At 69.2% G+C, this 12924-nt stretch carries 10 protein-coding genes and 3 pseudogenes; 6 read left to right on the top strand and 7 right to left on the bottom strand.

Annotated elements, in window-relative coordinates; genetic code table 11:
- Positions 1 to 31: 31 nt before the first annotated feature.
- Positions 32 to 475 (bottom strand): annotated as a pseudogene (locus BIV25_RS47765) (transposase); the annotation flags it as partial.
- Between the two features lie 591 nt (positions 476 to 1066).
- Between BIV25_RS47765 and BIV25_RS51385 the strand changes: the two are divergent.
- From BIV25_RS51385 to BIV25_RS28685, 4 genes are all read left to right on the top strand, one after another.
- A complete protein-coding gene (locus BIV25_RS51385; protein WP_071375348.1) occupies positions 1067 to 1576 on the top strand; it encodes a hypothetical protein in 510 nt (169 codons plus the stop codon).
- A gap of 1347 nt (positions 1577 to 2923) precedes the next feature.
- Positions 2924 to 3586 carry a peptidylprolyl isomerase gene (locus BIV25_RS28695; RefSeq protein WP_071375347.1) on the top strand — a complete coding sequence of 221 codons (663 nt, stop codon included), beginning with the start codon at positions 2924 to 2926 and terminating at the stop codon, positions 3584 to 3586.
- A 331-nt stretch (positions 3587 to 3917) separates the two neighbouring features.
- Positions 3918 to 5492, top strand: coding sequence for a sialidase family protein (locus BIV25_RS28690; protein ID WP_143076713.1), 1575 nt, complete (start codon positions 3918 to 3920; stop codon positions 5490 to 5492).
- Positions 5493 to 5575: 83 nt separating this feature from the next.
- The gene (locus BIV25_RS28685) at positions 5576 to 8248 is read left to right on the top strand and encodes a glycosyl hydrolase (protein WP_071375345.1); all 2673 of its coding nucleotides are present in this window, start codon (positions 5576 to 5578) and stop codon (positions 8246 to 8248) included.
- An 81-nt stretch (positions 8249 to 8329) separates the two neighbouring features.
- Here the strand turns inward: BIV25_RS28685 and BIV25_RS28680 are convergent, their stop codons facing one another.
- From BIV25_RS28680 to BIV25_RS53245, 6 genes and pseudogenes are all read right to left on the bottom strand, one after another.
- Positions 8330 to 8686: an acetyl-CoA synthetase gene (locus tag BIV25_RS28680; protein ID WP_143076712.1), complete on the bottom strand. Its 357-nt coding sequence runs from the start codon at positions 8684 to 8686 to the stop codon at positions 8330 to 8332.
- Between the two features lie 594 nt (positions 8687 to 9280).
- The gene (locus BIV25_RS51380) at positions 9281 to 9511 is read right to left on the bottom strand and encodes a hypothetical protein (RefSeq protein WP_177235447.1); all 231 of its coding nucleotides are present in this window, start codon (positions 9509 to 9511) and stop codon (positions 9281 to 9283) included.
- A gap of 68 nt (positions 9512 to 9579) precedes the next feature.
- A complete protein-coding gene (locus tag BIV25_RS28665) occupies positions 9580 to 9954 on the bottom strand; it encodes a hypothetical protein (protein WP_071375341.1) in 375 nt (124 codons plus the stop codon).
- Between the two features lie 74 nt (positions 9955 to 10028).
- A pseudogene (locus tag BIV25_RS28660) lies at positions 10029 to 10336 on the bottom strand (YnfA family protein); the annotation flags it as partial.
- 41 nt (positions 10337 to 10377) lie between these two features.
- Entirely contained in the window at positions 10378 to 10968 is a 591-nt protein-coding gene (locus BIV25_RS28655) for a MerR family transcriptional regulator (protein WP_256256171.1), read from the bottom strand.
- Entirely contained in the window at positions 10944 to 11150 is a 207-nt protein-coding gene (locus BIV25_RS53245; RefSeq protein WP_256256151.1) for a MerR family DNA-binding transcriptional regulator, read from the bottom strand. Before BIV25_RS53245 ends, BIV25_RS28655 begins: the two co-directional genes overlap by 25 nt.
- Before the next feature lie 152 nt (positions 11151 to 11302).
- Between BIV25_RS53245 and BIV25_RS53240 the strand changes: the two are divergent.
- Both BIV25_RS53240 and BIV25_RS28650 read left to right on the top strand, forming a co-directional pair.
- Positions 11303 to 11519, top strand: a pseudogene (locus tag BIV25_RS53240) (ArsR/SmtB family transcription factor); the annotation flags it as partial.
- Positions 11520 to 11682: 163 nt separating this feature from the next.
- On the top strand, positions 11683 to 12417 hold the full coding sequence (locus BIV25_RS28650) for a zinc-binding dehydrogenase (protein WP_071375340.1): 735 nt from the start codon (positions 11683 to 11685) through the stop codon (positions 12415 to 12417).
- Positions 12418 to 12924: the final 507 nt, after the last annotated feature.

Here is a 12924-nt window from a genome sequence, read left to right as displayed (position 1 = left end):
GCGGATGCGGGCGCGTTCGTTCTACGACTCAGCGGTGTCGGCCCAGTCGCTCGGCGGATTCGATGCCCTTGCGGGCGATGCGGTGGCGGATGTCGCGGGAGGTCAGCCATCGCCGCAGGTGCGGGTAGTCGTAGCCCTTGTCCCCGTGCAGCTTTGCGGGCCGTCGGTGTCGGCGGCCGCGTCGGGAACGGATGGGCGGGATGCCGCGGACGAGCGTGATCAGGGCCTGGCTGTCGTGGAGGTTGGCGGCCGAGATGCCGATCGAGAGGGGCAGGCCCTGGCGGTCGAAGATGAGGGGGATCTTCCATCCGTTTCTGGCCGCGGTCGGTCGGATTCGGTCCCGTCAGCTGCCCCCTTTGAGAGCGCGGACGCTGACGGAGTCGATCGCGCATCACGACCAGTCCAGCTCACCGCGGGAGCCGAGTTCGTCCAGGACCAGGCGGTGGAGCCTGGCCCACACCCTGGCCCGGGACCACCGACGAAGCCATCGCGGATGAACTCCTCCTTCGGCGCTGCTCCGCCAGCCTCGGTCCAACTCGTTGTGAGCCGCCGGGGTGCAACTCCTGTGCTGCAGGGAGCACTTCGCGGTGACCTGGATGCAGGACCATCCACACGCACTCGGAGAGCAGGGATGGGCGGCGGCCGGCTGCCTGGTGATGCCCGGACCATCCCCGCAGGGGAGCCACGAGGACGACCTCGCCGCCGCCCGCACCAGGATCCGCCGAATGATCCGCGAAAAGAACGGTCGGGAGATCACTTGACGCGGCCAACCGCCCGGCATCATCTTGGCCTCCCCCGTCTGACCTCGTACAAGGACGGACCTAGGACGGCCGAAGGATCTGTGTCCGTAGCCTTGAGGCGTCAGTGGGCTGGCGGTCCGCCAACGCAGCGCAGAGCTCGCGCACGTCCGGAACAGCCACCGACCCGAACTGGCCGAGAGGACACAGGCGAGCGCCACAAGGAAGGCAACCGGGCTGGCTGCGACGGCTCACGTGCATTCCCGCCGGGCCTGACCCGACGACGCCATCATGAATTCTCTGATAGTTCGTCAAGCAATGGGGGGACAATGAAGGCGAAGATCAGGTCCGCGCTGCTGGCGGTAGCCATATCGGCCGGTTCGACCGTCGGCCTGGTGGGGGCGCCCACTGCGCAAGCAGGCACCTGCACGGAGACCGTCGGCGCCGTGATGGAGGTCGTAACCACGGCCGGGTACGACCTCGGCACCTTCTACCAGGGCTACGACTTCTGCCAGAAGCGGGCCTACGCGGAGTTCCACTTCAAGGACCTGTGGGTCTCACAGGTAGCCTCGTCCAGCAGTCAGGTCTGGATTGTCAGCGGCGCGTCGGGTGATCCCGGGATGCACCACTACAATCCGGCGGGCGTCGAGTGGTGGGACGCCGGCAGCCAGGGCATCCACAGCACAAGCAGCGAGGACTACGAGGCCGGCTTTTACCTGAACTGGAACGGCAACACCTGCCAGGGGTACAGCGACTGGTACTACGGCAGCGGAACCCAGATCGGCTACGGCGTCGGCGGCCCCAGCTGCAAGAAGATCGGCACCGGCGCGACCCCGTGACGAGCCCCTCCGCCTCCACGTCGGCTCCCGGACACTCGCGGACCGGCGCGGAGGCGGACGGGCATACGCGAACGTTCCCGTGGACCGGGTGTCGGGTGCGGGCGGGCCGGAGGCCGTCCCGGCCGCAGCCGGTAGCCCGTGAACGGGGGTGACCGACGGCTCCCGGCGCTCGGCCTGCTCGCCGGCCAGCTGCATCACGAAGGGGGTCGCCCATGGTTCCCGCGACGCCACGATCTGTTCGAGGTGGCGCTGGCGAACCCAGCCATCACCGTGCCGGGAGCACAGGCATTGCAAAATCAACTGCTGGGCACCGGCAAGGCGGGTCGGAAACGCTGCCGCCAGGGCAAAGGCGAGGTTCGACGGATCCCGAGGCCGCTGCACGACACGAGGACAGGCGGCGATCATCTCGCTGCCTCAACTACCCACCACAGCGTGCGGAACAAGCCTGGGAGCCTGTCGTGCCTCAGACTGTTGCAAGCTCCTCACCAGCTATAACTGCTGATGCACCCCAGATGATGATCTCGATCGTGGCCTACGTCGAAGCCTGAGCAGCGAACAAGCAGCACCCCGTACTGTGCGACGGCGATTCCTGGGGTTATGCCTGCCTCTTACTGAGGTCGGGGGAGGCGGGAGTGGTGGTGTCGAACATGGCTTCATGAGCGGGAGCGGACGTGCGGCGAGCCGAACGGCGGTGCTCGCGCTACCGCCAGCTTTCCGGTGGAGTATCCGCGCGCACCGCGTCCACGAGCGTACGTTCCGCGGCGCGCAGCAGCCGTAGCGCCACCGGATCCGCGAACTGACCTGCAACCATCCCATCCGTGACCGCCCGCCCCTGGCAGAAGCCGTGACCAGCGGCGATCGCCAGGAAGCCTGCGGTGGCAGGTACCGGACGGCTCCGAAGCGGAGTCGACAGACCGTGATCGGCTACACCACCACGGGGGACACGGCCGTTGCCGATCAGCAAGGCGGAGAAGGACTTTCGGCGAGAGGCCGGGTTGGAAGCGTTGGAGGACCGATTCGAGGTGCTGGGCATCGACCCGGTCGATCCCCGGCGAGCGTCCGTGGTCTGAGTCGCGGCAGCCGAGGAGCAGGCCGAACACGCGAGTGCCATGCGTCCGGTCCATCGCCGGAAGGCTGGGGAGTGGTCCAGGGATGCAGCCGCTGTTCTCGGGCACGGGGGCGAGTCCTCCTCGTGCGGTCGACGGAGTTCCCGCGTAGGCGCCCGGTCCTCGAGGGCTGCCACGTGGGGACGGTGCCCGGAGCGAGGGTTTCACCGGGACGGGGGAGCGGGCAGGATGAGGCGGCCATGACATGCTCATACGGTGCTGATCCGAAGGGAACCGTCTCGTGCTCCGTAAGCCAGGCGCCCTGCTCGCCGCCTCCGCCCTGCTCCTCCTCGGCACCGCGACGCAGGCCGCGGCTGACACCCCGCCCCCTGCCGCGCCGTCGGCCGCCTGCACCTACACGCCGGCCGTTCCCGCAGACAACTTCAAGGGGATACCGGTCTTCGATCCGGTGAAGGCCGCCAGGCCGTACAGGGCGACGCTGCGCACCGGCCAGGGCGCGATCACCTTCCGTGCACTGACCGACAAGGCTCCCTGCACCACGTACTCCTTCAAGTTCCTCGCCCAGCGTGACTACTTCGACCGCTCGCACTGCCACCGACTCACCACCGCGCGCATCTACGTGCTCCAGTGCGGCGACCCGACCGGCACCGGGAGCGGCGGTCCCGGCTACTCCTTCCCCGACGAGAACTTGACCGGGGCGACCTATCCTGCCGGGACGGTGGCGATGGCCAACGCCGGGCCCAACACCAACGGAAGCCAGTTCTTCTTCGTCTGGAAGGACACCAAACTCTCGCCCGCCTACACGCCGTTCGGCAGGGTCACCGCGGGCCTCGACGTGCTCCAGAAGATCGCGGCGGGCGGCGAGGACGACCAGAACGGGCCGGGAGACGGCTTTCCGTCGCTGCCGGTGAACATCAAGCGCGTACAGATCAAGAGCAGGTAGTACGGTCCTGTCCCGGTCCCTGCTGCAAGCCTCGTCCGTCCTGGTCATGGTCGGCGTCGTACGTGAGAGTGTCTGGTGTCGAGAGAGCGCTGGGCGCGGACTGACATGATTGGCGGAATGTGTGGTGGCCGGGTGCAAGCCTGATCCCCGTATGTGGATCAAGGTGGAGTTGGAATGCCGGTCGTGGCAGCTGACGATGGATGCAGGCCGTGGAACCAGGCCGTCGGGGAAGGGCCGGCACTGATCTTCCCCGCCCGCTCCCGTGGTGAATCCGGCGTACTGGCCGCCGCATTGGCGGGCCCATACCGCGTCGTCCGCTACATGCCGTGTCGTGGTGGGGTTGACGGAACTGCACCAAAACCGCGCTCCGAACGCCGCCTGCGACATCAGCGGCGACGGGACCGGCACCAACTACGCCTCGGCGGAGGACGAACCGTACGTCACCACAAGCCCGCGCGACCCGCGCGACGCCGTCGGGATCTTCCAGCAGGACCGTTGGTCCACCGGCGGCGCCCGCGGCCTGACCGCCACGTACACGCACGACGGGCGGCACTTCACCGAGACTCCGCTGCCGTTCTCGCACTGCGCGCCGGGCGGGCTGAACTACCAGAGAGCGTCGGACGGACGGATGAGCACCGGGCCCGACGGCACGGTCTATGCCAGTGGCCTCGTGCTCGACGCCACCGACGCACGCAACGGCGTGGCCGCCTCGACTTCGTACGACGGCGGGCACACCTGGAAGCACACCACGCCGCTGATCGACGACACGCAGGCGCAGTTCAGCGACGACAAGAACTCCGTCACCGCCGACCCCGTCCATCCCGGCGTCGCCTACCAGGTCTGGGACCGCATCGACGAGGACGATTCCGCCAAGGTCTACGACGGGCCCTCTTACATCTCCATCACCCGCGACGGTGGGCGGCACTGGTCCAAGGCCCGCCCGTTCGTGGACACCTCGGTCGTCCCGCACTCCCAGACCATCGGCAACGTCATCGTCGTCGATCGACGCACCGACACCCTCTACGACGTCTTCGACTGGCAGACCTACGACATCGACTACGCCACCGGCACCTTCACGCCCACCGACCTGCACTTCGCGGTCGTGAAGTCGACCGATCAGGGCCGCACCTGGAGCAAGCCGGTCACCGTCGCCAAGGACACCTCCGTACCCGAAGTCGACCCCAACGCCCCCACCGACTCGACCAAGTCCCTGCGGGCGGGCGGTGACCTGCCGAACGTCGCGGTCGATCCGCGCACCGGTGAGCTGTACGTCGCCTACGAGGGTTCCGACTTCAGCGGTGGCACCTACGACTCCGTGGAGCTGACGCACTCCGTCGACGGCGGCCGGACCTGGTCCGCCGCGAAGCGGGTCAACCAGGTGGCGTCGGCGCCCGCCTTCACCCCTCGATCAGCGTGGACGCGCGGGGCTCTGTCGCGCTCACCTACTACGACCTGCGCTACCTCACCGCCGGGAACACCACCACCTTGCCCACCGCTGCCTGGCTGGTCACCTTCCCCCGCGGCGCGGAAGACCGCGCCGCCGAGCGTCGCGTCTCCCGTGTCTTCGACTGGCTCCAGGCCCCCTACGCCGGAGGCCACTTCCTCGGCGACTACGAAGGACTCGCAGAGGACACCCCATTCGCCGTACGACCGCTGTTCGTCGAGACCAACGACAACGCACCGCAGAACTCCACGGACGCCTACAGCGGGATCTTCCGCACCGGCGGGGGACTCGGACCGATCGCTGCGGCCACAGTCACAGCCACGCCGCGAGCGAAGGCGCCTCTGGGAGCCCGGCCGCACCGGCTCGTCCGGTGACCGAAGATCCGGCCCAACGGAACTGGGGCGAGCGCGACTTCGGGCTCACGTGAGGCGCGAGGTAAACAACCCGCCATTTTTCCTGTGAGCCCTTTGTGTGACTGTTGTGGTCACGCCAAGATCCCTCTGCGTCGGGGTACCCCCATATGCCCGGCGCAGGGAGGAGAGGGCATGTTGCCCCCGAAGCACCAGCGACGGTTCATAACCTGCACCGTCGTGGCCGTCGCGTTCGGACTGGTAAGCACCCAGTCGTTCGCGGCCTCGCACGACACAAGACCGCGGCCGTGGCAGGCCCGTTACCAGGCCGCCATGGGCCGGCGGCACGTCGAGGCAGTTCACGCGGGCCACGGCATGTCCGCGTTCGCCGCGGAGGGCGACGACGGCGGGGCCGACGAGGCGGAGAACTCCGCCGAGTCGACGGCTCAGTTCACCGAGGCGCGCATTGCGCCGGGCGTGGTCGCGCCCGGCGCCTACGGGGCGGCCTGGCAGCAGCTCCAGTCGATGCGGCACACGTCCGGCGGCTGGGACCACGTCACCAAGAAGGCGTACAACTCCGACGACCCGCGCTACCGCGATGTGAACTCCAACTCCAGTGGCGGCGCGGGCGATGTGACCGGCCGGATCACCGGCATCGCCGCCGACGACCAGGGATATGTGTACGCGGGCGGTGCCAACGGCGGCGTCTTCCGCTCCACGACCGGCGGCGGATTCTGGAAGCCGATCTCCGACAACCTGCCGTCCCTGTCGACCGGCACCCTCTCCCTCGACGCGCAGAAGCGGCTCTGGTACGCGACAGGGGAGTCCAACACCGGCGCGACGTCCTTCGTCGGTACAGGTGTGTACGTTCTGAAGGACCCCCGCCACGGACAGTTCCAGCCCGGCGACCGCGTGGGCGGCGCCGAACTGGAGTCCACCGTCATCCACGCTCTGCGCTTCGCCGGCACCAAGGTGTGGGCGGCGACCAGCACCGGCGTCTGGTCGCACTCCACGACCACCCTGTCCGGGCCGTGGAAGCAGGAGTTCGCCCCCAACCCGGACTATCTGCCCGGCGGTTCGAAAGCGGACGACCCGAGCGCGCCGTACAAGAACATCGCCAACGACATCGCCGTCGACCCCAAGGACCCGAACAAGGTCCTCCTCGCGGTCGGCTGGCGCGGCGGCGACACGTACAACGGCCTGTACGCCAAGCAGGGTGACGGCAGTTGGAAGCCGGTCAGCGGACTCGGTGACCTGCCCACCAGCAGTGACGACGTCGGCAACATGACGTTCGCCGCGTCGTCGGACGGCTCGCGCCTGTACGCCATCGACCAGTCCCCGGCGCAGACGACCGCGAACCCGGACAGCGGGCTCAAGGGCGTCTACGTTTCGAAGAACGGCTCGCCGTTCGGGCCGTGGACGCAGATCGCGGACTACAGCAAGCTCAAGGCGTCCGGATCCGCCCTGCAGAGCGCGGGCGACATGCCGGGCATTCAGTCCTGGTACAACCAGTTCCTGCAGGTCGACCCGGCCAACGCCGACCATCTCTACCTCGGCCTGGAAGAGGTCTTCGAGACCAAGAACGCCGGGTCTACCTGGACAGTTCCGGGCCCGTACTGGAACTTCCCCTTCCCCTGCTGGAGCAACGACCCGGCGAAGCAGACCGGTGACTGCTCGCCCACCGTCCACTCCGACCAGCACGCGGTCGCCATCGGCAGCTACCAGGGCAAGACGTGGGCGTACGTCGGCAACGACGGCGGCATCTACCGGCGTCCGCTCAACGGCGCGGTCGACTCCGGCGGTCACGCCAAGGACTGGCAATCCCTGAGCGACGGCACGCTCGACACCCTGCAGTACTACTCCGTGGGCGTCGGCAGGGACCTCACCTACGGCGGCATCTCGGTCACCGGCGGCCTGCAGGACAACGGTCAGTCCATCCTGCGCGGCCGTGACAAGGTCATGGGCTCCAACTTCGGCGGCGACGGCGGCGACACCATCACCGACCCCGCCAACGGCTGCAACATCGCCCAGGAATACGTCTACCTCGACATGTGGGTGACGCAGGACTGCGGCGTGAACAACGGCGCCTGGTCGACGGACCCGAAGAAGGCCACTGAGTACGAGGTCGCCCCGCCGGACAAGGACCAGGGCGGCGACGGCGCCCGCTTCATCGCGCCGATCACCGCCGACACCAAGGACTCCAACACCTGGATCGCCGGCGGCCGGCACGTGTGGGTGAACACCAAGGGCTACGCGATCCGCTCCGGCAAGGAATGGGCGAACGCGTACGATCTCGGCGCGGGCCGCACGGCAACGGCCGTGGCGTCCTCCGGCGGCACCGTGTACGTCGGCTGGTGCGGACCCTGCAACAACCAGAGCTTCACGCGCGGCATCGCCGTCGGCAACGCCGACGGCACCGGCTGGCACCAGCTGAACCTACCGGTCGCCGGCACCCTCCCGAACCGCTACATCTCCGGCTTCGAGATCGACCCGGCCGACGCCCAGCACGTCTACGTGGCGATCAACGGCTTCTCCCGCCGCTTCACCGAGGGCCCGGGCGCCGGCGTCGGCCACATCTTCGAGTCCAAGGACGGCGGCGCGAGCTGGACGGACATCTCCGCCAACCTGCCCGACGTCCCCGCCGACACGGTCAAGCTCCTCCCGAACGGCGGCCTCGCCCTCGGCACCGACCTCGCCACCTTCTACCGCCCCGCCGGCGCCTCGAACTGGCAGGTCCTGGGCCACAACCTGCCCACCACTGCCGTCATGCAGCTGCGCCTCGGCCCCGACGGCAAGCTGTACGCCGCCACCCACGGACGCGGCATCTGGTCCTTCGACGTACGACGCCTCAAGGCCCGCAAGGACTGATCGCGACTCCTACGCTGCGCAGCACGACGACGGCTGGTGCTGCCCCGCTCATGGGGCGCACCGGCCGTCCGGCGTTCGGTTTCACTGCACCGGATACGCCGCGACACTCAGCTGCAGCGTGAAGAGCGGCTCGCTCGCGGGACCCCAGGTCACGGACGCCGATCCGATGCGCGCGGCACGCACCGTGACCCGGATGCCACCCTTGCCGTCGGTGACGGAGGAGGCCACCAGCGCCAGCATCGGGTTGCTGCTGCGCGGCTGCGGCCAGGAGCCTTGGGAGCGAGGCTCCAGGACGACGGTGACTGCCGTACCGGACCGCACGCACAGGCTCCGGACGGAGGCGTCCCCGGCGCTGTGGGTGACGGTGACGGAGCCGGCGATGCAGTTCGACGACGGGCTGGCCGTAGCGGTGCCCCTCGGCGACGAAGACGCCGTCACCGGAGGCGCTGCTGTGGACGACGGCGCGGATGACGAAGCCGGAGGCGCTGTCGTACCGGTGCCGTTCCCGGACGGCGTTGTGGAGTGCGGGTCGGCGGAAGGACGCGCCGGTGCCGAGTCGGACTGCGAGCCACCGCCACTGCTGCCGCAGGCGGTCAGAAGGCAGGCGACCGCAACCGAAGCGGCCGCGAACCACGGCCGCGTGTGCCCCGGCCTGCGTCGACCCTGCTCCACCACCGTCACCACCGCCTCGTCACATCCCCGCACGCCACTGTGACGTCCAGGCCCGGCGCCCGGTTCCTGTACCCGTAAACAGACGATGCTCCCCGGTGTTGCCGCCGGAAGCGCACCCCGAGTGGTCCTGGATCAGCGCCGGGCCGGAGCTTGGCGCGGGCGTACGGGACAGACCGACGGCCAGGCCCAACGCGACGGACATCACTGGCTGTTCACCCCTGGCGAGCCGTACGAAGGCCCCGTGCCCTCCCGCGCTCGGGGCGGGCAGGGTGCGGCGCCGGTGCCACCAGCCGATCCCGTCCCGTCCCGCCGGCACCAGCGCCTTTCCACCTGGGTGCTGGTGTCCGGCTTCCGCCCGCGTCACGCCGCGCTGGCCATCGCCTGGACCGCCGTTACCGCCGTGGTGATGTTCGCCCTCGTGGCCGGCAAGGGCCGTCCCGGCGTCGCCTGGCCAATCCGGTACTCACCGTCGAGGGCCGGGTCACCCTCATCGACGGCCTGGTCGCCGCTGCCGTACTGCTGGGTCTCCTGCCCAACTCCTTGGCCGGGCTGGGGTGGGCCGATCCTGCCGACGGTTACGTCCTCGTTCACTACGCCGTATGCGAGGTGGGGGAGATCTTCTGCCGCGATCACTGAATCGCGGGACCTTGTGCCGGGACTCAGCCGGTGGGTGTCGCGCGAGGGAAGAAGACACGGACGGGTAGCAGAAGCCCGACCATCGACAGAACGATGAACACCACCTGGTGGACATGGTCCTTGCCCGGGGGCAGCCCTCCCGCCAGGTGCGCGATCCAGAAGACCGGGTAGTACCACTGTGCGTACCACGCCCACCGTTCACCTCGGCGGAATGGTACGAGGGTGATCAGCATGCCGAACAGGCCCATACCGGTAGCGGCCATCCCGTCGGCCCGCATCAACCGTTCATCGCCGGAGCCCGGCGCCACCGTGGCGACGACGCCGAAGGCCAGGATGCCGACGCCGACGATGAGCAGGCAGACCCACGATGTCTTCAGACCCGCACTGTCGTGTTGCACGTGTGCCTCATACCCGTTTCGGCGAAGGTGACGCGGTACGCCGCCGTTCCGAAGGCGCGACCCTGAGATGTCGTGAGCGCCTTGTCGGCGAGGCAGACCGCCGCACCGGTCAGGTCGTGACGGTCGGGACCGTTGCCGTCGGCGACCCTGCCCCAGGCGACGGCCCCGGCGACGAAGATCCGACCGTAGCCGGAGAGGACGCGTCCGAAGTGGGCGTCGGGCTGGAACGTGGCGACGAGGCCGTACCAGCCCAGCGCGCTGACGCCGGCCCGATCCACAGCCAGCCGAGGTGTTCACGTGCTCCCTGCCGGACCAGCCAGGCCCCTCCGATCTCGAACAGGGCGGCAACGACGATCAGGGCGATGGAACGGGCGACGAGCACGGTTGGGGTCTTCCCAGGGAGAGCGGGTCGGCGGGAGCCGGTCAAGGTGACGGGCCCAACAGCTCGGTGAGCAGGCCGGCTCCGTCGGCGGGGGCGCGAACCTCCAAGTGGAGGACCGGACCGTCGAGTTGAACGCGGAAGTCGAAGAACGGACAGCACTGCTGCTCAGCAGCAGCCAGTACGACGACTCGGGCAGCTCGGTCGGTGGGTCGGGTGAGCCGAAGCCCGTCGGCCATCGGGCTGCGCTCGGCGCCGTCGATCACCTCGTGCCAGGCGGCGGTGCGCTCGGCCATGCCGTCCCTGGGCAGCGAGCAGGCCACCGGCGCCGTCCGCCGCCGCTCCGCCTCCTGCTCGGCGGCCTCGCGGCGGGGAGCGAGCACCATCCCGACCGGCTGCCTGTCGGGCGCCGGCGCTGCGAGGAAGCCGCACTCCGCGTCACACCTGCCGGCCCGGTCGGGAAGAGAGTCCAGATGCTGCAGCGCCTGGCGCAGCGAGGAGGTGAACGATCTCAGCTCGGCCGTCCGCTGCTCGGCCTCGGCCAGGCGGGCGGCGATCCGGGGGCCTAGATCGGCCCTCACCTCGCCACATGCCCCGTCCTCCCACACCGTCAGCAGTTCGCCGACCTCTTCCAGCGGCAGGCCCAGGTGCTTGGCCGCGCCGATGAAAGCCAGCCGCTCGACCGCGGCTCGCCGTACACCCGGTACCCGGACGGGGTGCGGTCGGCGGGCAGCAGACCGGCACCCTCGTAGAAACGCAGGGTGGTCGCCGGGACGCCGCTGCGTGCGGCGAGCTGGGAGATGCGCAGGGCGGTCATACCGGCGCCGGTAGACCTTCGACTCGGGTCGAAGGCCAAGGGTGGTCTGACGGTCACGGGCTCGGGACAGTCGCGATTCCGGCTCCGGCTTGGTGAGGTTGGCGACCTTGGTGGCGCCGGCGGCGGTGCCTGCACCAGACGGCTGCTGGCCCCGTGGGGAGTCGAACGTCAGCTTGCTGACCGAGCGGTGTGAGACGTCCCCGGACAACGGTGAGCCAGCATCTGGCGAGGCTGCGGCTCGCGGGGCTGGTGGAGACGCAGCGCGAAGGCCGGTGCATCTACTACGGCCTGAGCGCCGGGCGCCTGCGGCGGCTGGTGACGGAGGCCCTCAGCCACGCCGACCACCGGGTGAGCGGGCAGGCCCCGCACGGCTGCCCCGGTGGCTGCGGCTCGTCCGATCTCGACGTATACCGTCGTTCGCCTGACGGTTCGTCAGTGGAGCAGCGGGCCGACCACCCCGGGTCGCGGCACATGGGCAGAGCTGGTCGCTCTGCCCGGCCACCTGCTCGCACCCGCACCGGCTACTGTGCCGTTGGCGGACGCGGCGGCCCTTCCGCTGGCCGGGACGACCGCCTTGCAGGCTCTGTGTGCCGCGGAGTTGAGCGCCGACGAGCGCATTCTGGTCGTCGGCGCCGTCGGAGCCGTCGGCGGCCTGGTTGTCCAACTCGCCCGCTTGGCCGGCGCCCACGTCGATGCCCTGGTCTCCCGGCCGGGCCATGAGCAGGCAGCGACGGAGCTCGGCGCGGAGCGGGCCTGGCACCGCCCGGAGCACCTGCCCCGCGGCCGGTATGAGGACGTCCTCGACACCGCCGGAACGGACGTGACTGCGGCCCTCGCTCCCGGAGGGCGTTTCGTCTCCGTCGCCGACCACCCCCTGCCCGACGTGCCACGTGCCCGAAAGAGCCACGTCCAGGAGAACGCCACCGACCTCGCCCACCTTGCCAAGCTCGTCGACACCGATGTGCCACGGCTGCGGATTGCCGACCGCTTCCCGCTCGACGACATCCGCACTGCCCACGAGAGCTTCGAAGCCGGCGGCCTCCTCGGCAAGGTCCTCATCACCCGGCCGGGGACACCGGCAACCCCTGCTGCTCATGGCCCGGGCGACAAGCGCAGATGCCGCAGAGCATTCACTGACGCCTCGTCCTGCGACGGAAGCCTGACGGGTACCGCAGCCGCGGTCAAGCTCGCGATCGGGCCGCACGAGGCCCAACGGAGCGCCCTGGATATCCGGATTTACCGACTGAGATCACGTTCAGCTCGATGAATTCACCTGGTATTACGCTGTCATGAGTCATGCCTTCTGAATCCGTCGCAGCTCCCGAAACCAACTGGTTTCAGGTGGCAATGCGGGGCGAACCTCGGCACCTCACCGACTGAAATGGACGTGTATTTCCGCGAGTTACTGGCCTGAGAGGCGAGGGCGCGAGAGATGCGGTGAGGTCGTGCCTGCCCTCTGGTTGACGGGTGAAGATTGTGTATTAGGGTGAATGCGTTCCTGTCGGTCAACCCCGAACGGCAGGACACCCCAGGGAGTTCCGTCCCCGTCCGTTGCCAAGTCGCCCATGTGCGACCGAGTTGACCCGTGGCGTCGTATCGTGACGGCGCCAGAGCCAAATGACGGACCCTTTCTGGGTGCTGGGTGGGCATCCGGCACAGCGGAACACTGTGTCGGCCATCGGCCTGTCCCCGGCAGTCGCGGCCTACTGCGCAACGGACGCGACAGTCCCCGCTCCCGACTGCCCTGACACCGATATTTCCCCATGGTGATGAC

The sequence above is a fragment of the Streptomyces sp. MUSC 14 genome (genome assembly GCF_001866675.1).
Lineage (GTDB): Bacteria > Actinomycetota > Actinomycetes > Streptomycetales > Streptomycetaceae > Streptomyces.
This window is presented reverse-complemented; position numbering and strand designations above follow the sequence as displayed.

Coding starts and splice junctions, on each gene's coding strand:
- BIV25_RS51385 (WP_071375348.1), top strand. CDS start 1,067: ATGAAGGCGAAGATCAGGTCCGCGCTGCTGGCGGTAGCCATATCGGCC.
- BIV25_RS28685 (WP_071375345.1), top strand. CDS start 5,576: ATGTTGCCCCCGAAGCACCAGCGACGGTTCATAACCTGCACCGTCGTG.
- BIV25_RS53245 (WP_256256151.1), bottom strand. CDS start 11,150: ATGACCGCCCTGCGCATCTCCCAGCTCGCCGCACGCAGCGGCGTCCCG.